Raw genomic sequence first — 24,374 nt, 5'->3', positions numbered from 1 at the left:
TTGAGCGATAAACGATGACCGCCGCGTGCAATAATGGTATCTTTTGCGCCATTTGTGACTCCAAGGACAATAACAGGTATGAGTAAAGCAGTCTCATCTGACATGCCAGAACAACAAAAGGGGTGGTTTAATCGCTTTTTAGCAACGGTCGAGTTTCTCGGCAACCTGCTGCCTCACCCTATCACTCTGTTCGCACTTTTTTGTGTCGCCATTGTGGTTATCAGCGGCATAGCCGACTGGGCCGGCCTCAGCGCCATAGACCCGCGCCCTGAGGGCGCTAAAGGGCGCGATCCAGATGGTGTTATCGAAGTCGTGAGCTTATTTAGCGCCGAAGGCTTGCGCCGCATCTTTGAAGGGTTAGTGACTAACTTTACCGGGTTTGCGCCGCTAGGCACAGTATTAGTGGCCTTACTAGGGGTGAGCGTTGCTGAACACTCTGGACTACTGTCGGCGGCCATGCGTGGCATGGTGATGGGTGCCTCTAAACGGTTAGTGACATTTATGGTGGTGTTTGCTGCGATATTGTCAAATACCGCATCTGAGCTCGGTTATGTGGTACTCATTCCCCTTGCAGCAATGATTTTCCACAGCCTTGGACGCCACCCTCTGGCCGGTTTAGCGGCGGCTTTTGCCGGGGTTTCCGGTGGCTACAGCGCCAACCTTTTATTGGGCACCATTGACCCATTGTTAGCAGGGATCACCACCCCAGCGGCACAAATGATTGACCCTGACTACCAAGTAGGTGCCGAGGCCAACTATTACTTTATGTTTGTTTCGGTGTTCATGATTGCCATTTTAGGCACTTGGGTCACTGAAAAAATCGTTGAGCCGCGCTTGGGTAAGTATGACCCCAGTGAAGCCAGCATTGATTTGGGCGAGAATAAAATCGACCAACTGAGCAAAAAGGAAAAAACAGGCCTCAAATGGGCAGGACTTTCGTTTGTGCTTATTGGTGTAATTTTAGCGTTCACCATTATCCCCGATGACGGTATCTTGCGCCATCAAGAGACCGGCGAAGTGAAAGGTTCCCCGTTCTTAGAAGGCATTGTGGTGATCATTTTTATCACCTTTGCTATTCCTGGGTTTGTTTACGGCCGAGTGGTCGGCTCAATGAAAAATGACCGCGATATTATTGATGCAATGAGCAAAAGTATGGGCTCGATGGGCATGTATATCGTTCTGGTGTTTTTCGCTGCGCAATTTGTCGCCTTCTTCAAATGGACCAACCTCGGGACCATCTTGGCGGTGAATGGCGCTGCCTTGTTGCAAGCGCTGAATCTAACCGGGCCTGAGGTGTTTGTGTTCTTTATTCTTATGTGTGCCATGGTGAACTTAAGTCTCGGTTCATCATCAGCGCAATGGGCAGTAACCGCGCCTATCTTCGTTCCTATGCTGATGCTTATTGGTTATGCCCCGGAAACAATCCAAGCCGCCTACCGCATTGGCGACTCAGTGACGAACCTTATCACCCCGATGATGAGTTATTTTGGGCTCATACTTGCGGTAGCCACCAAATATAAAAAGAATATGGGAATTGGCACCTTAGTCGCGACCATGCTGCCTTACAGTATGCTGTTCTTCCTCGGCTGGGTATGTTTGTTCTATTTATGGGTCTTCGTGCTCGGCATGCCAGTAGGCCCAGGCTCGCCCACCTACTATCAACCTTAAATAAGAAAAGCCGGCCCCATGCCGGTTTTTTTTATTTGCCCACATAAGGAAATAGAAATGGGGTGATGCGGCATTGCAGAGCAGTCGCATTTGCGTAAAGGCTCAGCGAAATCGCGACGTAAAAAACCTCTTTCTAAAAGCACAAGCTGGCGCTAAAAAACCATAAGGACAACATTGATGAACCTTAAATATTCTACAACATCCTCAGTATTAGCTTTGTGTGCGCTCTGTTTGTCAGCTTGCCAGCATGCGCCTAAGGAAAATGAGCAGGCAAGGCAAACGCGCTGGATAAACCCCGATGTGTTTGATGCATCAAAACATACCGACGGTAGCTCATACAGTTTTGAATTTGACATGACGTTCACTGCTGTTAATGGCGAAAATGTAACTGTTACAAACTGCCTTGAATTAGCTCTGTTTGGTGAGGACCGAGTTAGTGCACCAGAATATACTTACTGGCAGTCAATAAAGATCGACTGCGAAGTAGTGGAAAGATTTTATCTTAGCTCCGAAAACGCTGTAAGCTTTTGGCCTAAGTCATTTGACTATGAGCTAATTAAACAGTTTCCAGCAACTGCGATTCCCTATTTAGGTGGTCAAGCGCTCGACGGGCGCACTGGCACGCTTTCAGCCTATGACGCCAGCCTTAAGTTTATAGAAAAAAAGAATGACAATCAGATTCATGTCGAAGTCGACAATATGGATGTGTATTACGTTCAGGTGGCGCGCGCAGATTTTAATCGAGACGGCGTTCAAGATATTTTTGTTCGTATGGATTGGTATATGAAAGATGCGTTTGGTAAAGGAGCTGATTGGGTGGTGTTAACGAAACTATCACCCGATGCAGCCCCCATGATGCTTTGGCGAAAATAGAGTACAGAAAATGGAGGGTGTGATCTAACAGACGGCTCTAGGCAAGCGCCCAAGACGCGTTTAAGCGAATTACTCAAAAGAGCGAACTTCGGGCGTTCAAAATTGCTTTTCTGTTTCGTCAAAGTATATTGCTTGCATAGTCAGAAAAACGACCCAACCGCTTGTTTTTGTACTGAGACAAAAGCTAGAACTACTGCATTTTAGTAGTAATGGCAATTAGTTAAGAAGTTTGTTACAAATGATTCATTCAGAAAAGCGAGCGGCGCTGTGGTAGAAAAACGCGCGATTCGCTCGCTATAAACATGTTAGGTACACATGGATGGTTCAGGCATATTCTTAAATATTGGCAAAAGTATTCTAGCTCTCGCTATAGCACTTTTCGTTATTTTTTGGTTCCCAAGTCCTGCTTTTGATGGCTGTTTTCCTAATAATAATTCTTACGTATGTAGCCAATGGCCCAAGATATTTGCTGGGTGTGTGTTTATCTTAGTTTCATACTTTCTAGGCCCTAAAAGTAAATATTACTATTTTCCTGTTCTCATGCTTTTCGCATACATTGGTAGTGCGGAGCACATCAGGTTTAGTGGGCAACTTTTAGATGTCCTATATCAAATACCGTTCCAAACATTTTACTACGGTGGCATCATTGCTTTAGGAGTAATAACTGCGGTAAAGTTTATAAAACGTAACTGGGTGCAAAGTGTACCTAACAAGCTAATAAATAAGGACTAAAAACAGTTTGCTGTTATTAGTCCTTATTAGGGTGTTAGCTACTAAAACTGCTATGAGATTTTTAATATTACTTATTCTTTTTGCATTTAGCTCTAGGGTGGTTTCTTGTCCTGTTGATAATAGGTCAATTATTGAGCTCTTTAAAGATGCGGAATCTGTTTTCGAGGGTGCAATAGTCGAGAAGCGTTGGACTGATTATGAAAGCTTTGTCATATCTAAAGCTGGCTCAGAAACCACTTTATTAAACGATGCCTACTTCTTTAGAGCTATACCTATCAAAGTATTTAAAGGCACTAAAGATGTACCTCTGCAAATAGTTGGTGGAAACTGTAAGAATGCAGTAGTAGAAGGTAGGAAAAGGTATTTACTGTTTGTATTTGAAGGTGGATCAGAAAGCTCTGCTTTCGAATTCACTGAACTAACAGAAGAAGAGCTGGCCTATTTAAATACGGCAGCTAGCAAAAAGATTAAATAGCCCACGAAAAACGCAGGCAGGAAACATTGTGAGAAACACAATGTTCCTTTTATAAAAATCGTTATTTTTTAAGCCAACCTGTAATTTTAATATTTTATAAACACAATTTAAAAGGAAATTTAATGACAACAGTTACAAATGGAATAATCGTAGATAAACGTATAACAGCCAAGCGATACAACTCTATTGAACACGGAAATATTAACAACGTAACATCTATAGTACTTCATCGCTGAATGCTTATGCAGCGGCGCAAAAACTGAAGCTCATTTTTTAATTGCAAATGATGGAACGATATACCAAACAGCTAGTTTAGAAAAAGTATGTTGGCATGTTGGTATCTTATATTCTAGATGTGCCGACGAAAAATCATGTGACCCAAAAGAATTAAAAACTGTTAATAGTTTACTGCACCAGAAAGGGTTTTCATTTTCCACAAGAGTAAGAAATGTATCTAGGCATGAGTTAGGAAAAGCTTATCCTCTTCGTTATCCTTCAAATAATGACTCATTAGGAATTGAGGTTGTAGGTCGATTTAACAAAACTACGAACACCTTTGAACGACCAACAAATGAACAATTTAAATCATTGAAGCTATTAGTTGATATATTAATAAAGGAGTTCTCTTTAAATTTAAATAAAGATGTTTACGCACATGGTGTAATTGCTAGGAAAAAGAAAGCAGAAGGAATTCAGCTGCTGCAATACTTAAAAATTGGGGTCGCTCCATGATAAAAAATATCATTTGTATAGGTGCTGTTTTTTTTATTACATCTTGCGCCTTTAATCATGAAAATAAAATTCAAATATTGACTTCAGAAAAAATTGTAGATATTACCAAGCAGGGATTTGAGCTTTGTGATAGCTTTCGATTGACAGAAAGCGAAATTAATTTGTACTTCCAAACAGCCGAGGAAGTCAGTAATGAAGAGGCTCATGGAGAGTCAATTATTATGCCATGTAAATATTCAGGGGAATTAATAATGAATAAGAAAGTCTATTCATATGAAGTTTTTGCTGGGGGCGCTGGTTATATTTTCGATGACAAAGGGTGGGTTCTAAAAAACTTTATTTGCAAAAATAATAATTGCTGTAGCAATTTTTCAAACCTGTGCTAATACGTTCAGAGGTTAACAACAAATGAATAAGGCACTTAAACGGAACTGAGTCGGTGAGTTAGTTTTAACTTCACTATACAAGTCCGTTTAGTGCACTTCACTATATAAGTTCGTTTAGTGCGGCGTTACCGAATAAATACTCTACCGTGTTTCTGTCCAAAAGTGAGTTTAACCGACCGTACTTCCTCACTCATAGCTGAGCGTCAGATCTCTTATGACCTAATTAACTTAAATACAAAAAACCAGCGACATAGTGCGGCAGGTTTTTTACTGCTCTAATGAAATATGGACATGACTATTAGGTGGTTAGGCATCATTTACCTAAAGGTTACTTTCGAACTTTATTCTGTTGTTTCCATCTTTGTTTAGGCGTTTCCATCTTTACTAAGCATCCACAGCAGCGAAGGCAAAGACTATCTAGGCTCAAATGGTGCACTGTGCTAGGGTTAGTTTTTAATATTCGCCATGGAGGCTTGTTCAGTGCGTACACCTCGCAAACTCGCGGCCCACTACCGGGCCATCGTCAGCAGCATTGGCTTCTACCCTGCTATTATCATCACCTTGCTGTTGTGTTTAGCGATGCTGTTGGCGAGCATCGAATATCATGAGCTGGTGATGGCCTTAAAATCACAGTGGCCGATGTTGTTTGTTGCTGATTTAGACACCGCTAAAACGGTGCTTAACATTCTCGCCGGTGGTCTCATCTCGTTGACGGTGTTTAGTTTTTCTATGGTGATGGTGGTACTTAACAACGCCTCATCTACCCTCTCGCCTCGGGTATTGCCCGGGCTCATTACCATGAAGTCGCACCAGTATGTGCTGGGGGTGTACTTAGGCAGTATTGTCTTTACCTTGGTTACCTTGATGAATATACACGCCGAAAATGGCGATACCCAGCCGCCATCCCTGGGCACCTTTATAGCCTTAATGCTCGGGCTGTACGCCTTGGCGCTATTTGTATTTTTCATTCATTCTATTTCCCGCTCCATACAAGTGGACAATGTGCTTAACACACTGTTTTCACAAACTCAGCAACAACTGCAAGCCATCGCTCAAGCACAGCAGCCTGACATTGCGAAAAAACGCCCTGACTATACCCAGTGGTATCATATAAAAAGCCCCCAAGCCGGCTATTTTAAAGGTGTGCATACACAGCAATTAAGTAAAATTTTGGCACAACATGACCTTGAACTGGTGGTTGAGATTGAGCCTGGCTTTTTTTGTGTTGAAGGCTTTCCCTACTTAGCGGTGAATAAAGATATCAGCGATGACAGTGAACTTTGTGAGCAAATTTGTAAGTGCAGTGTTTTTTATATCGAAGAGTATATCGGCGATCATTACAGTTACGGCATTCGCCAAATTGCTGAAATCGCCATTAAAGCGTTAAGCCCAGGGATAAACGACCCCGGCACCGCTGTTAAAGCGGTAGACATGTTGAGTATTTTAATTATCACTCGCCTGCGCATTGCCGATCACAATTACACCTTGGCGCACAGCGAGGAAGAAACGGCCCCTAGATTGTGGTTCTATGAGCCCAGTGTCGCTACTTTGTTAGAAGATAACTTTGACCCAATCCGCCACTACGGGCGCGAAGACACCACCATTTTAGTGAACCTTCTTGAGGCGCTAAAAAACATTCTGTTTGTGTGCGATGGTAATAAGGCTTACGTCGATGCTTTGTATCGCTATGTGCAAGCCACCGTATTCGATGCTGAGCACAACATCACTAACCCGTATGAACGAAAGCGTATTGATGAGATGCTTGAACGTGTCAATGAAGTCGCGAAGCGGCGCGGTGATGATGTTCATTTAGCATTATCACCGCAGCAACAAAGCTAAAGCTGCCAAGCGTAGCTGATTTTGGTAAAAAATGTACGCTCAGTGCGTTGCAGCTCATCCAGTGAGTCATCTTGATAGCCGCTGTCGGAATAACCGAGATAGAATACCGACTGCGGATTCATTTTATAGGAATACACCACCTGCGAGCCAAAATCGCGATTGCGCTTATGCACTTGCGAGTAAAGGTAGGCTTGTTGGTTGCGGTCAATATCTTCAAACTGCCAGATGACCTTAAGCATGCTGCGAATATTGAATTTATAGTAAAGTCGCAAGTCCCACTGCTGGGCACGATAAACGGATTGCTCATCAACATCGAGCTCACTGTAATTGTAATTCACCTTAAGCTGCAAATGTTGGTTCACATCCCAGCTCAGGGAGTTTTCAATATCAGCTCCCTCACCAAGGCGAGCATTGCTGTAGTCGATACGTGAACCGTAATCGGCATAAAGCACATAGGTTAAATCTTGATGCGGGCGAATAGAGAACTGCACATAGCCATTATTTTGGATAAAGTATTCGCCGTAATAAAGCTCTTCGCTATGCCACATACCAAGCTCGTAAGTAGAGACTAAGGGCCCTTCAGCATATAGATAGCCTTCAAATTCTTGCTCAAGTAAATCGCCATCTAAATCAAAGCTTTTGTCCCACTCTAAATCATATTGCCACTTAGTGATGCGGGCGCCATCGTCACCGTACCAGGTTTGTCCGCCACCGAGCACATACTCGCGAAAATCAGCTTTAGGTTGATAGCCCATATCGGCGCGATAGTCTTCATCAATCTGTTGATACTCGCCGCGCAAGTTGTAATCACGCTTCGTACGCTCAAGCGCCAAACTAATTGCCTTGCCGGACTGATTAGCAGCAACGTCCCAGTTATCGACAAACAGCGCGCTATTATCGGTATCGGCATAAGACAGTCCGTAGTTAAAGGAGTCGCTGGCATTAAGGGCGTAGGTGCCATCGAGGGCTGCTACGGTATTGTGATAATCTCCCCCTTGGCGCTGCGTAAGCGTCACCCCTACCCCACTGCGCTGTCCCCAGTCATAACGGTAACGCGCCACCGCATTGGTGACATCATCTCGCAGTTGCGCCAGTGATGAGCCTTGATTACCCGGCAATAAAACAGAGGGGTTGGCATCATCGGCCACTAACGTGGCATAGGTATGCGCGCCCTGCTTGCCGGTGACTTTCACACCATAATCCGGCTCGGCGATGGTGCGGCTGTAAAATAGCTCTTGCTGGTTGGTGCGAAAATACGAGGAGCCATCTAAGAAAAACGGTCTTTTTTCGGCGTAATACAATGAAAAATTGGTGTTTACATCGAGCTGCACAGCGTCAGCTTCTACCTGCGAAAAGTCTGGGTTAACCGTGGCATTAAGCAAGGTTTCATCATTGATACGCCAACGTAAATCGGCGCCTACTTCAACATCAACATCGCCATTTTGCCAATCACCGGGAACCTGCTCTTTACTATCATGGCGGCTAGCACTGATATGCGGTGTAAATAACACATCACGATGCTCAGTGCGATTGGCAAGCCCAGTGAGTTTATCAAATTGGCAAAAACTGCATTTTATATCAAGATCAAAGCCGACATTAGACAAGCGATAGAACACGTCCCGTGGGTAATTACGTGCAATGGAAATGCCCCAGGTGATGGGTTCATCTGTTTTTGGCAGGTTTAACACCGTCAGGGGTATTTTCATTTCTACCACATACCCATCGCTATGAATTTGCGCGGCGCTGTACCAAATGGCATCCCAACTGGGGTCTTCAACCCAGGTATCAAAGTCGGTCGCGAGAATATCGCCTTGAGCACCATAAGCATTAACGAAAAACTCAAAGGCATTGCGCTCATCATTTAGGCTATCGATGATGATACCGACATTATCGTCCTGCCATAACTCATCTCGGTCTCGCAAAGCTCCGCGAATAGCCTCGGGGTTAGGGTCCTTGGCATCAATGCCTAAATATAAGAATTGGCCATCATCGAATAAGTAGGCGGTTGTATTGACTGGGGAGGCAGCGCGTTCGAGGGGCTCATTCTGAGTGTTAACAGCGATTTGCGTGGCATTTTTCCACACATGCTCGTCAAGATTGCCATCGAGTTTTACTTGCTCTTGCAGGTGTGCCAGTGCAAATTGTTTTGCTGGAGGGTATGCAACAACTGTTGCGCTGAAAAGGCTGCAACCCGCAGCCAATAATAACACGAAGCGCGCCATAAACGTCCTTATTGGTACTACACCACTGTCTGCGTGGTAATTTTACTTTATGTTAACAAACAAAAAACAAATTACCACCCCTGTGCGATGAACTTTGTACCTTTTTTAATTTATAGCGCGTGGGCTGTTGTGTGCGGTTTTATAGCTTAACTAACGTGCCCTTAAGAGCCACACCGGCCATTAAAAAGCCAGCCCCACACTCAAATTGTTCACTGCTTTTAAATTCACGTTTTTTATAGTACGACTCAATACCCACGACGGCATTCATGCCTTCGCGCTGAGCGCGCTCTTGCAGTGCTTTAAGCGCACTGAGCATCACCCATTCACAGGCTTCTTTGTCTGATTTATTAAAGGCATTGGTTTTCTTATTGGTCATAACCTCACCGAAGGTCTCTTTCGCCGCGCTGTGTGGTTGATCGGCAAAGTAAAGGGGCACATCCAATAGCGCATCCTTGGCTTTCGTGGTCGCTAATAAGTCGGCAATAGAGTACTTGCCGATATCATCTCGAGCAGCCACACTGTGCGATGTTGCGGCCACAAGCGCTGCCATTAATAAATATTTTTTCATTTGTTATCCTCTGTTGTTATAGAACTTCCATGCCAACCCAAAGCCAAAGGCAACACTGTGGTTGCGCTCCACCAGTGGGCTATCACGCCACTTTGCATCCTTGATGCGATAATACTTTACAAACCCGCCAAACCACCAGCGTCTTGAGTCATAGCTTAACCCCAATGACACTTCTTCACCGCCATACCCGTTACCGCTAGTGTATTCGCTGCGCAGTGAATTAGCGGCCGCCGTTGGCACTGCATAAAAGTAGTCGGCGTATTGTGAACTGGCATAATTAACTGCCAAGCGGCTGGTTAACGTGATGCTTTGTGCACCTTGTTGCCACAATCGCTGCCGCCACTGGGCATAAGGTCCCGCCTTAAAGCCAATATCATCAATGCGGGTGAAATCCGTCGCCAGTGCCTTACGCGTAAACACGCCAAGCTTAAAGTAACTAGGTTGGTTATAGTGGCCGACAACATAATAATCCAATGCTGGGCCCAACTCGAACACCCAGTCCAAATCATCCATGCCATCGCGCGCTTTACTCTCATCGCTGTCTACTGCAATTCCAGCGGTGGCAGAGATATCCAAATGCCAGTTATTATGCTGCCATAAGTAACCGGTGGCGCTGCGCCTATCAAGGTTTAAGCGTTCAGAGCGATAGCGCACATAAGGCACTGGCAACGTGTAGCTTTTTGACTCACGGGCACCGATATAAAGCGGAATATTAGCATGAAATACCCCCGCTCCAAGCTCAAGCTCTGCACTGACACTCGAAGCGCTGTACAGCGCTAAAACAAACGCAAAGCACCGCGTTATCACGCTCATGGCATGCGCTTAAAAATCAGGGATGTGTTAATGCCACCAAACGCAAAGTTATTACTCATGACATAGTCACACTGTAATTTGGTTGGCTGGCGCAGATAATCCAGCTGTGCACACTGTGGGTCAACACTCTCAAGGTTAACGGTAGGCGCAAACCACCCCTCACGCATCATTTCGATACTGGCCCACGCCTCGATGGCACCACACGCGCCTAACGTGTGACCTAGGTAGCTTTTGAGCGAGCTAATGGGTTTACGGCCAAGGGCATTAAAGGTGGCATGAGATTCGGCAATGTCACCGCGATCGGTGGATGTGCCGTGAGCGTTAACATAGCCTATTTGTTCGCCATTAAGCTGGGCATCATCAAGGGCCATAGTGATCGCCGTTTGCATGGTATCGCTGGTCGGCTGGGTGACATGCTCACCATCGGAATTACAACCAAAACCGACGATTTCCGCATAAATAGTCGCACCACGTGCTTTGGCGTGCTCGTACTCTTCTAAAATCAGTGTTCCGGCACCCTCACCTATCACTAGCCCATCGCGGTCTTTATCAAACGGCCGAGGCGTATGCTTAGGTGCGTCATTACGACAACTGGTGGCGTATAAGGTATCGAATACGGCGGCCTCGGTCACACAGAGCTCTTCGGCGCCACCGGCAACCATGGCTTTTTGTCGACCGAACTTAATGGCCTCATAGGCATAGCCAATGCCTTGTGAGCCCGAGGTACAGGCGGAGCTCGTGGTGATCACCCGGCCTTTGATACCAAAAAACACGCCAATATTAACCGGCGCAGTATGGGCCATCATCTGAATATAGCTAGTTGCCGTCACCCCACTCATCTGCCCCGATTTCATCATATCAGCGAAGGCAATAAGCGGCGGCGTTGAGCCGGTTGACGAACCATAGGCAATGCCGGTATCGCCATTGGTAAGCGCCGGGTGCTCAAGCAAGCCTGATTGCGCCAATGCCCGCTCGGTGGCCACCGTGGCCATCAATGCGACGCGCCCCATAGAGCGCACCATCTTACGTTTATAGTGGCTAGGGCGCTGAAAGTGCGTCACCGGCGCCGCTAATTTGGTATTCAAATCAGCCACATCTTGCCATTGCTCCATCACTTTAACGGCGTTGTCGCCCTTCTCTAGCGCACTGCGCAGGCTCGGCCAGTCATCCCCTAGTGCCGTAATACAAGACATCCCTGTAACCACAACCCGTTTCATTACACTAACCCACCATTGACTGAAATAACTTGGCGGGTAATGTACGCCGCCGGATCAGAGGCTAAAAATGACACCGTTGCCGCGACCTCTTCAACATTGCCCATACGCCGCATCGGCACATGTTTTAATAGCTCCTTGGTATCGAGCTGCTCGGTCATTTCCGTGGCAATCAACCCGGGAGCGACACAGTTGACGGTGATTTTACGTTTTGCCAATTCCAGCGCTAATGCTTTTGTAGCACCGATGATCCCTGCTTTGGCGGCGCTGTAATTCACTTGGCCGCGATTGCCAGCAATGCCCGATACAGAAGCCAACGTAATAATACGCCCACCCTGACGGGCACTGACCATTGGCATAACCGCCGGGCGGACAACATTATAAAAACCATCTAAGCCAGTGCTAATAACCGTGTCCCATTCATCGTCGGTCATCGCCGGAAAGGCGGTGTCGCGCGTGACTCCGGCATTACACACCACGCCATAATAAGCACCATGTTCGGCAATATCTTGCTCTATGCTTTGGCGTGCTGAGTCTCTATCAGTGACATCAAAACACAGGACTCGCGCACTGCGGCCCATAGCTTGGATTTGCTCACTGACTTTTTGCGCTTGCTCACGCTGGGTGCGACAATGCAAGATAATGTCAAACCCTTGCTCGGCAAGGGCCAGCGCGATGGCCTTGCCTATACCTCGGCTTGAACCGGTGACTAAAATCGCTCTACTCATTGGTTTTCCTTAATAAACTTCATCGGGTCGGCGGGCTGAAATACATTAATCTTGGCTTCGAGATAACGCTCGTTATCGCATTCAATGGCGCAATCGAAAACACTGAGCCCGGACTCGTCCTGCACCACTTGCGTGACATAAATATCCAGTGTGCTGCCAAGCTTAAAGACCGGCTTTAAACAGCGGATTTTTCGACTACCTAATAAGAAGCCAATTTTAACACCACGCTGGTGCTGACAATCGTGAGCACCGGCATAGGCGGCGATACTCTGCGCCATATATTCGCTGCCGATATAACTTTGCACCCCATTGATATCACGCTGGTAAAAAGCACTGTCTGGGGTAATGGTCACTTGGCAATGGGCGCTGTCACTATCAAACGAAATCAGCTCATCAATCAACACCATGGGGGGGCGATGCGCCAGCAATTCGCTTATAGGTCGATGGTTGTTGATCACGCTATTTCTCCAATAATGATACTGGCGTTATTGCCGCCAAAAGCAAAAGAGTTACTCATACATGTTTTCGGCCGTTCCCGAGTGGGTTGTTGTACAAGATTAATCGTCGCCAAGGAGGCATCAAGGGCGTAGCCGCTATGATATGGCAGCGTTAGGGTCTTCCCTAAACGTTGCTGCTCTATCAGCAGCCAACATAATCCAGCCTCTATTGCGCCGGCGGCACCCAAGGTATGGCCGGTAAGATGCTTCGAGGAACTTACCGGCGTTTGCGCGCCGATGACATCGGCAATGGCCCGTGCTTCCATGGCATCATTTTTTACCGTTGCAGTACCGTGGGCGTTGATGTAATCAATATCTGTGGCTGTCACAGCCGCCTCGGCCAACGCCTGGTGCATTGCCGCTATGGCACCTTGACCTTGTGGCTCGGGTGCAGACATATGGTACGCATCGGAGCTACTGCCACAGCCTAATAACGCACAGCGCGCTGAGCCAAAATCCGCTGAGCGAGTCATAATGAATAAGCCCACACCTTCGCCAATATTGATGCCATCACGCTGCTGAGCAAAAGGCTGGCAAATCCCGGCGCTGGTCGATGCCAGTGCTTTAAAGCCATTGACGGTCAATTGACACAAGCTGTCAGCGCCGCCACAGATAACGGCATCGGCCAGCCCTGCTTGTAACATTGCTTTGGCGCTGCTCAGTGCTTTACTGCTAGAACTACAGGCGGTGGAAATACTGTAGCATGGCCCCTGTAAGGCAAGCTTATCGCGAATATACTGCGCGGGGGCATCCAATGATTGCTGGTGGTAGTGATAGTGCTTTGGCCAACTACCATGGCGGGCTTGCTGTGCTCGAGCACGCTCACCATCATAAATATCAGCGGTGCTGGTGCCGATGATTACAGCAATACGATGCGCTGCTACGCGGCTGCGCAGCTTATCTAAGGTATTAGTTAGTTGCGCCAAAGCAAGGTCAATCATGGCGTTATTGCGCCCGGTGCTATCAAGGGGCAAATTGGCGACCTGGCCTAAGTAGGGGGTCATGCCCTCATTATCTAACCCAGCGACTTGAGCCAAACCGCTGCGCTGTTCGCCGCTCAGGGCATCGAGATGGGCGCTGGTATCCGCTCCTAATGCGCTGACAAGCGCGAGGTCGTTTAACCAGGCGTTCATAACCCCACCTCGGTAAATATAATTTGGTATTGGTGCATATAATTAGTTAACGTTGTTGTGGCGCCTTGGTACTCTATGCGCAGTAATAGCGTGTGTGCACGTTTAATTTCCCTCACTCGGGTCGCGCCGCGCTGGAATTCCTGTATTTGCGCCCCCCTTAACTGCCCCTTGAGTTGCTGCATCGGCCAATGCACCAACTGCACATCGGCCAAAATGTACTCCGGATCAATCGGCAGCGTGGCTAGCTGAGTGCTCACGCTGATTTTTTCATCATCACTATAGGCCATAGACAACAGCGGGATACCTGCCCCCGAGGTTAACACTAAGCGCAGCTCACCATTTTGATTGACGGCCAGCTGGCTCAGTAGTGTAGCACTGCGCTCAGCCCGAGAAAAAGTCAGCTTTTTTTGCCACTGTTGCTGATGTAATAACGGCGGGGCAACACCCATATCGAAGCTCACCCCAGAGGCTAAGTCAACGCTTTTGGCGTTGCGCTCTGGCACCGTAGTACAGGCCGATAACACGGTGACAATAATTATCCATACAGCCCGCATTATTGAGCTTCCATGTTACACAGGGTCGCAAGCACATCAAGACGGCGCTCACTTTGTGCCACATAGGGATTACTTTCATCCCAGGCATAGCCTGCCAAAATGGCGCTGATCATACGCCGCACATCACTGCGTTGCTGTGGGTAAAAAATAACATCCTGAAAGCGGCCATCGTACCAAGCGAGGACAAAGGTTTTAAAGCACTCTACCCCTTGTTTAAGTGGTTGGGCGAAGTCTTTGTCAAAATCCACTTTTTCGCCACGCAAAAAGCCATCGACAACCGGCGCTGCCAATGACGCCGATTTCAACGCAATCGTCACCCCGGATGAAAACACCGGATCAAGAAACTCCCCGGCGTTCCCCAATAACGCATAGCGCTTGCCATACAAGCGACTGACATCCGCAGAATAGCCGCCTAAGCGCTGGGTATCAGTAATTGCCTGCGCCGAGTCAAGCAACGCCGCTAGATTCGGCTCTTGGCCTACCAGGCGCCATAAGTTTTGTTGCCCACTGAGGGCCTCGTCAAAGTACTCGGGCTCACCCACCACTCCTAAGCTGGCGCTACCATCGGCGAAAGGGATAAGCCAATACCAGATGTCGCGATGCTGCGGGTGCACGGAAATTAAAATTTTGTTTCTATCAAAATTTGCGGCGCTGATATGGTCGTTGATATGACAGAAATAGGCCGTTCTTGTGGGCAAACTAGAGCGGCGCTCTAGGTCAAGTAAGCGCGGCAACACCCGGCCAAAACCACTGGCGTCGAGCACAAATCGCGCTTGCAGCCGGTAGCGTTGCTGTTCGCTGGCCACAGACAGTTCGATATGTTCTTCATGTTCTTGCAGCGCTTCAACGCGATGGCCGTAGCGAATCTCCACCCCCTGGGCTTGTGCGGTATCGGCGAGTAGCTTGTCAAACGCTGCACGTTTTACTTGATAAGTGGTGCCACGCCCTGCAGAGAACTTGTCGGTAAAGTCGATAGCGGTATCCGTTCCTTGATAATGAAACGCGGCGCCATTTTTAAACTGAAAACCCAGCTCTTCGGCATGCTTGTCCACGACCTCGTCCATGCCGGCTTCGCTAAGGTAGGCCATGCATTGCGGCAGTAGGCTCTCGCCAATGGAAAAGCGCGGAAAATGCTGACCTTCAAGCACCACCACGTGCCAACCACGCTGGCGCAATAAGGCACTGACTAACGCCCCAGAGGGACCAGCACCGATGACCACAACGTCCGTCTGTTCAGTCTGATTTATCATTTTTATTCTCAATACTTAGTGGCGCTACCCAGTAAACAACAATAAGCCCGATCAGCACGGCAGCACCAAATTGGCTGATAGCGGGGGTATTCGAAAACACTAACATCGCGAATACCGCCAAGGACGACAACGCTGACAAGCTAATGGCAACAAAGGTGGTCGGCTGGCGCCCTGATTGCTGATAAAAAATAAAATAATCAACAGCTAACGCTAACACTAAGATAAGCCCCAAGGTATGAAATACCGACAGTGGCATAACGACCGCAATAAGGGTTACCACCAGCAACGCGCTGAGTGCCAACCAAGCAACCATGGCAGCCCCTCTGCGCAGGCCAAAAAATGCTATAAATACAATGGCTATGGCCAGGACTGCGAGCGCTAAAGCCCAATGAATACTGTGATGAAAGTGCGCTAACATGGCGCTCAGCTGGCCGGGCACATCCACCAACTGCATATCTTCAAACTCTGCCAGATAACCGCTCAGCGAGGCATGTTCAAGCGCGCTGACGGTGCTCAATGAATAAAAATATGGGCCTTGTTTGATAGGCGCAAGAAATGCATCGGCCAATGGCCCTTGAGCAAACTGCTCATAGCTCAACAGGGTATTGGCATCCGCTGGTAGCGCGGCGCCGCGTAATTGCGCCAAAAAGCTAAACCGGCCCTGCTGCTGCGCCTGGCGATAAAGAGTTAAAGCCTGTTGTTGGCTTTGCTGGCTAGGCAGGGCCACGCTGAGACCCTGAAATCGCCCTTGATGCAGTTGCACAAAACTGCGCACGCGCTCTTCGTTTATTAATAACTGCTCGATGCTTTCGCCTCGCACTAGCACCTGAAACGTTGGCCCATCACCATTTAAGTACACGTGATGGCGCTTTTGCGCTTGCATAAGCTGCGCTGAGCTTGCATTAAAGCTGGCGATAGAATCGTTGACTTGCGGCCATTGCACACTCAGCAACAGGCCACTCACACCCGCAAGTGTCAAAGCGATAACGCCTTTGCGCTGGCGCAGTCGAGCAAACAAGGTTAATGCGTAATCGGCGGTACTCAGTGCCAGGGGGCGTAATTGCGTAGGTTGCTGGGCACGGATCACCACAAAGCGCACGAAAAACCAAGCGCCGCACAATCCAGCGACAATAAAAATAGCGACATCTTGCAATAAGCTCATCGGCGCGGTGAAAAAGCAGGCATAGCCGAGTGCTGTCGAGCCAAGTGCAAGCAATAATCCGCGTTTCAGTGCTGCGCTGTAGCTATTGCTTTTTTTGGCTCGGTCGCTCAGCGCATGCAACGCGTAATCTATAGCGACACCAATTAACGTCGTGGCGAACACTAAACTCAGCACATGCAGTTGTTGGCGCAGCAATAAAAGCGCTAGCGCGCCTGCCAGCACGGCGCTGCTTACGGTTAATAAACTCACCCACAGTGGCCAAACGCCGCGTATGGCGAGCAACACAAAAACAGCGAGTAACACCAGGCTCGCCAAGCCGAAGCGATTCATCTCCCATTGCGCTTGTTCCGCGTTTTCACTGTTATGAAATAGCACTCCAGAGTATTCAATCTCGGTTTCTGGGTGGGCTTGGCGAAGCGCACGAACCGCGTTTACAAGCTCCGCTGCCAGGGCATTGTTTTGCCATATAGTTGCTGTCGTCGCCACCTCACTGACCAGCAGCCAAACGGGAGGCTTATCTCCTTGGCGCCATTGCAACTTACCATCGACGAGCCCTAATTGCTGACCTGTTGCAAAGGTGTCTAAAAAGCTAAAGGTTGCTAAGGATGGGTCATCACTGATACTGCTTGATAACCAAGGTGAGGCCGTCTGCGATAGTTGCCGCTGGGCATAGTGACTAAAGGCCGTGGGTGAGCGCAGCGCTTGTTGATAGCCCTCGCTCATGAGCGCGCCACGATAAGGCTGGTAGAATTCGGCGATACGCTTAAGTGTCGGTTGCAACTTAACCTTAAGCGACGGGTGTTGTTGCAGTTGCTGCGCCAGCTCATGATAAGCATTGACCGCTGTTTTGCCACTGAAGGAAAACACCAACTGGTTTTGCGCCGTACTTGATAGCTGCTGTTGCGCACTATAAAACTGCGCATCGAGGGCTTGAGTGGGCTGGCGCTCCAATAACGCCATCATATCAGCACTGATACGCACTTCTTTCAGTGTCCACACCGCTACTGTGCAAAGTAGCAGCAAGATGGGCCAAAGTACGATACCTACAGACCTTGCCCAGCTGCTCACTGCGTCGCTCCATTAGGGGTAAGGATGATTTCAGTGCTGGTGCCTTTTCGCTCATACAAGCCAATAAAACGCACCTGCTGTTGGTTGTCTTGGCAACTGACAAGATGCGTGAACAGGCTTTTTAACTCTTGGCTTTGCGCCAACAGTTTAAGGCATGACCAAGGCTTGGCGGCAATCGGCTCGGGCCGGGTCGCAGGTTCGCTAATAAAAAACTGCGCCAGTTGCTGCGGGTCCTGCTGTAATAGTGCCTGTAATAAGGAGCTATAAGCGCCACTTTGCGCCTGTTTAACAAACTGCCCCTCACCTTGGCGCTCGAACACGCCCTCACTATCGATACGCAATACATTTTCTATCGGCGTTTGGGTGTGCCACCAAAGTTGCTGCGCCGTAAGACGATAACTGCCGGTGCTGACAAAGGCGTTATCAAAGCCAGCGAAGTGCTTATGTTGCTCAAACTCCCCTTGCTGCGCCGCAGCCATAAAGGAGCACAGCATCATCAACACCGATAGCCACTTACTCACGATAGCACCTGCGCTAGCTTGTCACCGATAATACGTGGCGACACAAATTGCATCTCTTGAGTGGCTCTATCAACCGCCACTTGCACGGTATAGGCCTTAGTGAGGCGCTTATTCGAGGCACTGTCGAAGATCACATAGTCAATCTTCAGCCGTGTTTCATATTCTTTTAGGTAAGCCTCTACACGAATGCGCTGCGTAAAAGAGGCCGAGCCTACGTACTTAATACGCATATCGACAATAGGCCAATCATAACCAGAATCGCGCATTTGCAAATAGTCGTAATCGAACTTGCGCAACAACTCACAACGCGCAACCTCAAGGTAGCGGGCATAATTGCCATGCCAAACGATTTGCATTGGGTCGCAATCGTGAAATGGGATCTCAATATCAACGGCTGCGCTCAATAGCGTATTTTTATTATTCATAAAGGGTCCAACGCTGGTTTTGAATGTACTCTACGGTTTGCCGCAGGGTGTTCTCCAGTGGCCGGTCTTCTTCGAGATTAGCAAAATAGCCACTGATGTCTTGGTACATGCTAGCTATGTCTTCGCTGAGCGCGCTTTGTTGCAACTCGCCGCGCTGAATACGCAGCCGCAGACCTTGCACTGCCGCCAACAACGTGCATGCTAACACTTGCTCGGTCAACTCCAACACCCGCAGACAATCTCTAGCGGCAATAGTGCCCATACTCACCTTATCCTGATTGTGACATTCGGTGGAGCGGGAAAAAACACTCGCCGGCATGGTTAACTTTAACGCCTCGGCGGTAAACGCGGAAGCGCCAATCTGCACTGCTTTAAAGCCATGGTTAATATAGCGGCGCTGCTGTTGGGCATCACTGAGATTACTGGGCAAGCCGTTGTTATAACGGGTGTCCACCAAGGACGCTATTTGCCGGTCGGCAAGGTCGGCTAAATTAGCCACCGCATTTTTCATGCTGTCCATAGCCATGGCGATATGGCCGCCATAGAAATGCCCGCCATGCAGCACATGCTCCCCTTCACCATCGATAATGGGGTTATCGTTCGCAGAGTTCAGCTCATTTTCAATAAACTGCCGGAACCACGGCAAGCTATCGGCCAACACGCCAATAATATGTGGTGCGCAGCGAATAGAGTATCTATCTTGCAAGCGGTCGGCATTGCGGGGATGGCTATAGTGGTTGAGATCGTCACGGATCCACTTTGCCACTTGCTGTTGGCCGCTGTGCGGTTTCACCGAGAACAGAATCTCATCAAAGTGATGGCTATTGCCTTTAAGGGCAATAGAGCTCAAGGCGGTAATACGAGTAGCTAGCTTTACGGCATAACGGGCACGCTCAAAGGCAAGGCAGGCCACTGCGGTCATCACCGCTGTGCCATTCATCATCGCTAAGCCCTCCTTAGGGCGCAGCGTAATCGCCGTTAAGCCACTTTGTGCAAATGCTTCTTGGGCGCTCATTACTTGCTCGTTAAAGCGTACCTCACGCTCACCAACTAAAGCACCGGCCACGTAAGACAAAGGCGTTAAATCGCCACTGGCCCCCACCGACCCCTCTTGCGGGATAAGCGGTAAAATGTCGTGGTTAATCATATCACGCAGTAAGTGCAACAGCTCCCAACTCACACCTGAGTAGCCTTGCGTCAGTGATGCTAAACGGGTCGCGAGAATCGCCCGCGTTTGCGCAGCACTGAAGTGTGCGCCTAAGCCGCAGCCATGAAAGCGAGTTAAATGTAGCGGCAGCTCTTTGACCAAATCCAGAGGAATATCTACGGTCACCGAGTCGCCATAGCCGGTGGTCACCCCGTAAATGACGCCTTCTTTTTCCAGAAGTTGATCTAAAAACGCAACCCCTGCATCAATCTTGCGCTGCAGATGCGCTGAGGTGCTGATCTCTGCATTCACTGAAGCATGGGCAAAGGCGACAATATCTTCAATGCGCAGCGGCTTTTCGCCGAAATGAATCGTTTGACGGCTAGACACGAATTAGCTCTCCTTGTGGCGCGCGCTGTGCTCATCACGCTGCCAAAAATCAAAAAAATTAAACCATTGGTAAGGGTACTGCTGCACAACAGTCTCTAGCTCCTGCACGTAATCTTGGATTATTTTCTCCAGCGCCTGTTGCCTGCTCTTGCGTGGTAACGACAAACCGTCGCTGTATTTGTTAAAGTGCACATCAAAGCCGCGCCCGTTGCGCATGCAAAATAGCCAATAAATGGGGCACTCCAGTAGCGCAGCTAAAATAAAAGGCCCTTGCGCGAACGGTGCGGGGCGACCTAAAAAGGGGCAATATTGCACGCGCCCGATTGCCGTGGTGCTGGTTCGATCACCGACGATAACCACAAACTCCCCCTGCTCGACCTTGGTTTTCAGTAAAATTGCCAAGTCCGGGCCAAGTTCACTTACCTGGATAAGGTTAACTGAAACATTGGGGTTAATACGTTGCAAGGTGCGGTTAAACTCCACCGCATGATGGGTAAACACCAACACATTGATTACGCAGTGGCTGTGGCGCATACCTAACGCCCGGCACACCTCCAAGTTTCCCAGGTGGGAACCGATAAAAATAGCCCCTTGCTTATGCGCCACTAAATCATCAAACAAATGCTGATTACGGTAATTGATTTGCGCTGGGCTAATGCGACCCAGCCAAGCGTCTATTTTATCAAAGGCACTATCGGCAAAGGTACAAAAATGTTTTAGCCCGGTGCTAAAACGCCATGGTGGTTGAGTGCTGTTGTACCTATGTAAATTCTGCCAGTACTGCTTTGAGGCTGCGCGCGCCTTGCCTCCGGTAAGGTAAAAGTAAAACACCACAGGAAAAAGAAACACCCACAGCACCTTGCGACCAAAGAGCTTGTAGACCGCCAATAAAAACTGCATGCCCCAATAACTGCCGCGTTCCTGCATTTTCGACCAATGTGTTTGGCTCATGAGTCTACCCTGGGCTTGCACAGCAATAACTTAGGTAGCCGAGGCAGCATGGCGAAAAATAATCGCGTATGCAGCCAGCTAATTTTGAGATTATCGTGTAGCGGCTGAAAGTGTGACACGCCCTGCTCTGGATAGATCACCTGGGTATCGATAAACAGCGAAGGAACACCTCGCCAATACAGTCGCACCATGACCTCAATATCAAAATCCATACGCGTCCCCAAGGCACGGCAATCAAACAAGGCGATACATGGAGCCAGTGGATAAACACGAAAGCCACACATGGAGTCTTTAATCGACAGGCTTAGGGTTTCCACCCACACCCAAAAGTGGGTAATATAGCGACTTAAATAGCGATGCTTGGGCACCGACTCATCATACACCGGACGACCGCTGATAATGCAATGGGGGTGGGCCTTGGCTTTAGCGATAAGCTTTTGCATATCAGCCAAACAATGTTGACCATCGGCGTCTACTTGCAAGGCATGAGTGTACCCTTGAGCATAGGCCCAGCGCAGCCCAGTTTGCACCGCCGCGCCTTTGCCACCATTAACCTGATGCCTAAGTAAATGTAAGCAATCGAAGCGCTCGCTTAACTGCTGCAAATAACGCTGTGCACAAGCCGCACTGCCATCATCCACCATCACGATATCCAGGCCCATAGGCTCAAGCTCAGCAATGACATCGGCAATCACCTGAGTATGGTTATAGTTGGGGATCACAATGCACAGTTTCATGCGTCACTCGCAAACACAATACGGCCGCTGGCATGCTGGCCTTTGTGCGAATAATACCGAAAAGTGAACTTGTGCTCGCTTTTTTTCTCAAGCGCTAAGGTCACCTCCAGCCCCGGGGTCATGACCACCTGAAACTTGAGGACTTCGACATTTTCAACCGCATTATGATAGCCAAAATATTTGCGTCCATAATGGATAGCCCAATCCAGTTGCACCACCCCGGCCAAAATCGGCGCATCGGGAAAGTGGCCCTTAAAGTAATCAAGCTGGGGCGAGAGCGATAAGGTGAGCAATACCTCATCCGCTTGCTCATCAACGCCAACAATATCGGGGTGAGTGACTTTAAAATCAGTCAAAATACGACTCCAGTTCACTGGGCACTAATTTGCCTTGTGAGTTGTAGGGTAAGCTTTGCAGATAGCGCCATTTACGCGGCAAACAGACCGCTTCAAATTCTTGACCAAGGTGCACTTTTAGGGTTTGGCTAATATGTTTACGCGGACATTGTTCAAACTGATGTAGGCCCTCGCGAGTGAGCACCACAAGTGCGCCAAGGCGGCCCGTACTTTGCTGCATAATGGCCGCATGCTTGACCCAGGGGTGAGCTATTAGCCGGGCCTCCATACCCACTAGGTTCACCCGCTTTTCCGCCACTTTAACAGTGCGGTCGGCGCGCCCTAAAAGCATAAACTCGCCGCTGCTTAACAGCTGAACTTTGTCATCTAAGCGCATTGGCTCGTCTAACAATGGCGATTTTAGTGTTAGTTGTCCGCTTTGACGCACCAAGGCGACACCTGGGAATGGCTGCCAAGGTACAGCACCGCTGGTGCTGACTTGGCGATAAGCAATGCCACCTGTTTCTGTGCTGCCATATACTTGGATAATGGCGCGCTCAAACTGCTGATACAATTGTGTTGCATCGCTGTCCTCTAACGGTCCACCGGAAGAAAATAGCAGCGCGATATTGCTGCGCTTGCCACCGAGGACATTATCTTGCACTAGCCGCGAATACTGCGCTGGGGAGGCAATCAGCACCCAGTTGTTAGGCGCTTGGGAATCAATATACTGCGCTAGGTGCTCAGGATAGTGGAACATTGGTCCGTGCCAGCAATGGCCGAAACGGGCGGGCCATAATACTTTAAAAAGTAAACCGTAAATATGCTGATGAGACACCATAGCCACAAACCGTGCTGAGTCAGTAGTAAGGCGAGCCATAAAGGTTTGCTCGAGTGTGTTAAGCTCGCGATTTATCGCTGTCCAAGTTTTGTATATGGCTTTAGCCGGCCCACTGCTTCCTGAGGTAAAGAAGACTAACCGACCGCTTATTTTATCATTCGGCCAATAGATATTGTCACTGCGTTGCTCGGCCAATGATGAGCTGGAGGTATCGTCGACTTCCTCATCAATATAGCTAAACCCGCCTTCACAGGCTGCACTGTGTTCGCCGCAAAAAGATGCGCTTAATTCACGCATTCTCGCTAGAGTCTGCGGTTGCGCATTAGGCGGTAAGATAATGTCTATGGGGGTTTGTGCTAACGCCATGAGGCGGGTAAAGAATTCAACGCTGTCGCTATGATACAGCACCACCGCTGTGCTCATATCCAGCTTTTTATAATGTGCGCTAAACGTATTGATACGCTTAATCAGTGTATCAGCCGTGATGAAGGCGTGCTCGTCACTGGCACAGTTTGGCGCCAATAGGTCGATTAATTTATTTAAGCTGTCCATTGCTCTTTAACCACATTCTATAAGCAAACTCACCGCCACCCAAAATGCCCATCGCTATATAGGCGACTAAGCCATTGTACACAGTCCAAAGCACCATATCTTCTAGTAGCACGGTGTAGGTAGCAAAAGCCGCATTGAGCACAAAGAAAACGCACCATATTTGCGTCACTCGATAGGTGTAACGCACGCCTTGATCGCTTAATTGTGGCTCGCGCAGTCTTGCGAAGCGCTCTATCATGCTGGGTTTATGCACCAGTGTATAAGCAAACGCTGCCGCCATAACAAGATTAACAATCACCGGATACCATTGCAGTCGCTGAGGCTGTGCGCTCACTAAGGCACTGGCCACTAAAATAACGCCGGCCACGGAAGTGGGTAATAGCCAGCCACCCAGCACTTGAATACGTAAGCTCAAAGCGGCACGAATAATAAGCAAAGCCAATAACAGCCACATGATTTGTTGACTATATCCTTGAGATAGACCGAGATACACCAATACAGGGTAAGCCAACAAACAAATAGACAGCAGCGTGTTAATAATTGCTTTGAGCATGAGGCGCC

At 48.5% G+C, this 24,374-nt stretch carries 24 protein-coding genes; 6 read left to right on the top strand and 18 right to left on the bottom strand.

What is annotated here, in order from left to right:
- Nucleotides 1–78: 78 nt before the first annotated feature.
- The 6 genes from W04_RS00430 (at nt 79) to W04_RS00405 (ending at nt 6,705) form a co-directional block, all read left to right on the top strand.
- Complete coding sequence (locus W04_RS00430; protein ID WP_053909366.1) at nt 79–1,668, top strand: AbgT family transporter; 1,590 nt, start codon at nt 79–81, stop codon at nt 1,666–1,668.
- Nucleotides 1,669–1,845: 177 nt separating this feature from the next.
- Nucleotides 1,846–2,541 carry a hypothetical protein gene (locus W04_RS00425; protein ID WP_053909365.1) on the top strand — a complete coding sequence of 232 codons (696 nt, stop codon included), beginning with the start codon at nt 1,846–1,848 and terminating at the stop codon, nt 2,539–2,541.
- Nucleotides 2,542–3,280: 739 nt separating this feature from the next.
- Nucleotides 3,281–3,748: a hypothetical protein gene (locus W04_RS00415; protein ID WP_157576175.1), complete on the top strand. Its 468-nt coding sequence runs from the start codon at nt 3,281–3,283 to the stop codon at nt 3,746–3,748.
- Between the two features lie 228 nt (nt 3,749–3,976).
- Nucleotides 3,977–4,480: a peptidoglycan recognition family protein gene (locus W04_RS19195; RefSeq protein WP_197275934.1), complete on the top strand. Its 504-nt coding sequence runs from the start codon at nt 3,977–3,979 to the stop codon at nt 4,478–4,480.
- Entirely contained in the window at nt 4,477–4,866 is a 390-nt protein-coding gene (locus W04_RS00410) for a hypothetical protein (RefSeq protein WP_053909362.1), read from the top strand. Before W04_RS19195 ends, W04_RS00410 begins: the two co-directional genes overlap by 4 nt.
- A gap of 480 nt (nt 4,867–5,346) precedes the next feature.
- A complete protein-coding gene (locus W04_RS00405; RefSeq protein WP_138508281.1) occupies nt 5,347–6,705 on the top strand; it encodes a DUF2254 domain-containing protein in 1,359 nt (452 codons plus the stop codon).
- Here the strand turns inward: W04_RS00405 and W04_RS00400 are convergent.
- The 18 genes from W04_RS00400 to W04_RS00315 form a co-directional block, all read right to left on the bottom strand.
- Nucleotides 6,702–8,927, bottom strand: a complete 2,226-nt coding sequence (locus W04_RS00400) for a carbohydrate binding family 9 domain-containing protein (RefSeq protein WP_053909360.1) — start codon at nt 8,925–8,927, stop codon at nt 6,702–6,704. The genes W04_RS00405 and W04_RS00400 overlap by 4 nt on opposite strands.
- 139 nt (nt 8,928–9,066) lie before the next feature.
- Entirely contained in the window at nt 9,067–9,495 is a 429-nt protein-coding gene (locus W04_RS00395) for an excinuclease ABC subunit A (protein ID WP_022943864.1), read from the bottom strand.
- A 3-nt stretch (nt 9,496–9,498) separates the two neighbouring features.
- On the bottom strand, nt 9,499–10,308 hold the full coding sequence (locus W04_RS00390; RefSeq protein ID WP_053909359.1) for a MipA/OmpV family protein: 810 nt from the start codon (nt 10,306–10,308) through the stop codon (nt 9,499–9,501).
- Complete coding sequence (locus W04_RS00385) at nt 10,305–11,525, bottom strand: beta-ketoacyl-ACP synthase (protein ID WP_053909358.1); 1,221 nt, start codon at nt 11,523–11,525, stop codon at nt 10,305–10,307. Before W04_RS00385 ends, W04_RS00390 begins: the two co-directional genes overlap by 4 nt.
- Nucleotides 11,525–12,250 (bottom strand): 3-ketoacyl-ACP reductase FabG2, encoded by a 726-nt coding sequence (locus W04_RS00380; protein ID WP_022943861.1) that lies wholly within the window; start codon nt 12,248–12,250, stop codon nt 11,525–11,527. The genes W04_RS00385 and W04_RS00380 overlap by 1 nt, the downstream gene beginning before the upstream one ends.
- On the bottom strand, nt 12,247–12,708 hold the full coding sequence (locus tag W04_RS00375; RefSeq protein ID WP_306341142.1) for a hotdog family protein: 462 nt from the start codon (nt 12,706–12,708) through the stop codon (nt 12,247–12,249). Before W04_RS00375 ends, W04_RS00380 begins: the two co-directional genes overlap by 4 nt.
- Complete coding sequence (locus W04_RS00370; protein ID WP_053909357.1) at nt 12,705–13,880, bottom strand: beta-ketoacyl-ACP synthase; 1,176 nt, start codon at nt 13,878–13,880, stop codon at nt 12,705–12,707. Before W04_RS00370 ends, W04_RS00375 begins: the two co-directional genes overlap by 4 nt.
- Nucleotides 13,877–14,434, bottom strand: coding sequence for a DUF3261 domain-containing protein (locus W04_RS00365; RefSeq protein WP_053909356.1), 558 nt, complete (start codon nt 14,432–14,434; stop codon nt 13,877–13,879). The genes W04_RS00370 and W04_RS00365 overlap by 4 nt, the downstream gene beginning before the upstream one ends.
- Entirely contained in the window at nt 14,434–15,684 is a 1,251-nt protein-coding gene (locus W04_RS00360; protein ID WP_053909355.1) for an NAD(P)/FAD-dependent oxidoreductase, read from the bottom strand. Before W04_RS00360 ends, W04_RS00365 begins: the two co-directional genes overlap by 1 nt.
- Nucleotides 15,668–17,914 (bottom strand): hypothetical protein, encoded by a 2,247-nt coding sequence (locus tag W04_RS00355; RefSeq protein WP_053909354.1) that lies wholly within the window; start codon nt 17,912–17,914, stop codon nt 15,668–15,670. Before W04_RS00355 ends, W04_RS00360 begins: the two co-directional genes overlap by 17 nt.
- Nucleotides 17,911–18,435 carry a hypothetical protein gene (locus tag W04_RS00350; RefSeq protein WP_053909353.1) on the bottom strand — a complete coding sequence of 175 codons (525 nt, stop codon included), beginning with the start codon at nt 18,433–18,435 and terminating at the stop codon, nt 17,911–17,913. The genes W04_RS00355 and W04_RS00350 overlap by 4 nt, the downstream gene beginning before the upstream one ends.
- A complete protein-coding gene (locus tag W04_RS00345) occupies nt 18,432–18,860 on the bottom strand; it encodes a thioesterase family protein (RefSeq protein WP_053909352.1) in 429 nt (142 codons plus the stop codon). The genes W04_RS00350 and W04_RS00345 overlap by 4 nt, the downstream gene beginning before the upstream one ends.
- A complete protein-coding gene (gene hutH, locus W04_RS00340; protein WP_053909351.1) occupies nt 18,853–20,397 on the bottom strand; it encodes a histidine ammonia-lyase in 1,545 nt (514 codons plus the stop codon). The genes W04_RS00345 and hutH overlap by 8 nt, the downstream gene beginning before the upstream one ends.
- Nucleotides 20,398–20,400: 3 nt before the next feature.
- Nucleotides 20,401–21,348 carry an acyltransferase gene (locus tag W04_RS00335; RefSeq protein WP_053909350.1) on the bottom strand — a complete coding sequence of 316 codons (948 nt, stop codon included), beginning with the start codon at nt 21,346–21,348 and terminating at the stop codon, nt 20,401–20,403.
- Nucleotides 21,345–22,085, bottom strand: a complete 741-nt coding sequence (locus W04_RS00330; RefSeq protein ID WP_053909349.1) for a glycosyltransferase family 2 protein — start codon at nt 22,083–22,085, stop codon at nt 21,345–21,347. Before W04_RS00330 ends, W04_RS00335 begins: the two co-directional genes overlap by 4 nt.
- The gene (locus W04_RS00325; protein WP_053909348.1) at nt 22,082–22,441 is read right to left on the bottom strand and encodes a thioester dehydrase; all 360 of its coding nucleotides are present in this window, start codon (nt 22,439–22,441) and stop codon (nt 22,082–22,084) included. Before W04_RS00325 ends, W04_RS00330 begins: the two co-directional genes overlap by 4 nt.
- A complete protein-coding gene (locus tag W04_RS00320) occupies nt 22,434–23,813 on the bottom strand; it encodes an AMP-binding protein (RefSeq protein WP_053909347.1) in 1,380 nt (459 codons plus the stop codon). The genes W04_RS00325 and W04_RS00320 overlap by 8 nt, the downstream gene beginning before the upstream one ends.
- Complete coding sequence (locus W04_RS00315; protein WP_053909346.1) at nt 23,797–24,366, bottom strand: hypothetical protein; 570 nt, start codon at nt 24,364–24,366, stop codon at nt 23,797–23,799. The genes W04_RS00320 and W04_RS00315 overlap by 17 nt, the downstream gene beginning before the upstream one ends.
- Nucleotides 24,367–24,374 lie beyond the last annotated feature (8 nt).

It is taken from the genome of Pseudoalteromonas sp. SW0106-04 (assembly GCF_001293805.1).
Taxonomy (GTDB): domain Bacteria; phylum Pseudomonadota; class Gammaproteobacteria; order Enterobacterales; family Alteromonadaceae; genus Pseudoalteromonas; species Pseudoalteromonas ruthenica.
The sequence above is the reverse complement of the archived record's forward strand: the minus strand, read 5'-3'. Positions and strand labels throughout refer to the sequence as shown.

Excerpts from the sequence above, each read along its gene's own strand:
- W04_RS00385 (WP_053909358.1), bottom strand. The coding sequence starts at position 11,525 with ATGAAACGGGTTGTGGTTACAGGGATGTCTTGTATTACGGCACTAGGG.
- W04_RS00345 (WP_053909352.1), bottom strand. The coding sequence starts at position 18,860 with ATGAATAATAAAAATACGCTATTGAGCGCAGCCGTTGATATTGAGATC.
- W04_RS00395 (WP_022943864.1), bottom strand. The coding sequence starts at position 9,495 with ATGAAAAAATATTTATTAATGGCAGCGCTTGTGGCCGCAACATCGCAC.
- W04_RS00390 (WP_053909359.1), bottom strand. The coding sequence starts at position 10,308 with ATGAGCGTGATAACGCGGTGCTTTGCGTTTGTTTTAGCGCTGTACAGC.
- W04_RS00315 (WP_053909346.1), bottom strand. The coding sequence starts at position 24,366 with ATGCTCAAAGCAATTATTAACACGCTGCTGTCTATTTGTTTGTTGGCT.
- W04_RS00335 (WP_053909350.1), bottom strand. The coding sequence starts at position 21,348 with ATGAGCCAAACACATTGGTCGAAAATGCAGGAACGCGGCAGTTATTGG.
- W04_RS00365 (WP_053909356.1), bottom strand. The coding sequence starts at position 14,434 with ATGCGGGCTGTATGGATAATTATTGTCACCGTGTTATCGGCCTGTACT.
- W04_RS00360 (WP_053909355.1), bottom strand. The coding sequence starts at position 15,684 with ATGATAAATCAGACTGAACAGACGGACGTTGTGGTCATCGGTGCTGGT.
- W04_RS00370 (WP_053909357.1), bottom strand. The coding sequence starts at position 13,880 with ATGAACGCCTGGTTAAACGACCTCGCGCTTGTCAGCGCATTAGGAGCG.
- W04_RS00380 (WP_022943861.1), bottom strand. The coding sequence starts at position 12,250 with ATGAGTAGAGCGATTTTAGTCACCGGTTCAAGCCGAGGTATAGGCAAG.
- W04_RS00410 (WP_053909362.1), top strand. The coding sequence starts at position 4,477 with ATGATAAAAAATATCATTTGTATAGGTGCTGTTTTTTTTATTACATCT.
- W04_RS00430 (WP_053909366.1), top strand. The coding sequence starts at position 79 with ATGAGTAAAGCAGTCTCATCTGACATGCCAGAACAACAAAAGGGGTGG.
- W04_RS00425 (WP_053909365.1), top strand. The coding sequence starts at position 1,846 with ATGAACCTTAAATATTCTACAACATCCTCAGTATTAGCTTTGTGTGCG.
- W04_RS00330 (WP_053909349.1), bottom strand. The coding sequence starts at position 22,085 with ATGAAACTGTGCATTGTGATCCCCAACTATAACCATACTCAGGTGATT.
- W04_RS00400 (WP_053909360.1), bottom strand. The coding sequence starts at position 8,927 with ATGGCGCGCTTCGTGTTATTATTGGCTGCGGGTTGCAGCCTTTTCAGC.
- W04_RS00320 (WP_053909347.1), bottom strand. The coding sequence starts at position 23,813 with ATGGACAGCTTAAATAAATTAATCGACCTATTGGCGCCAAACTGTGCC.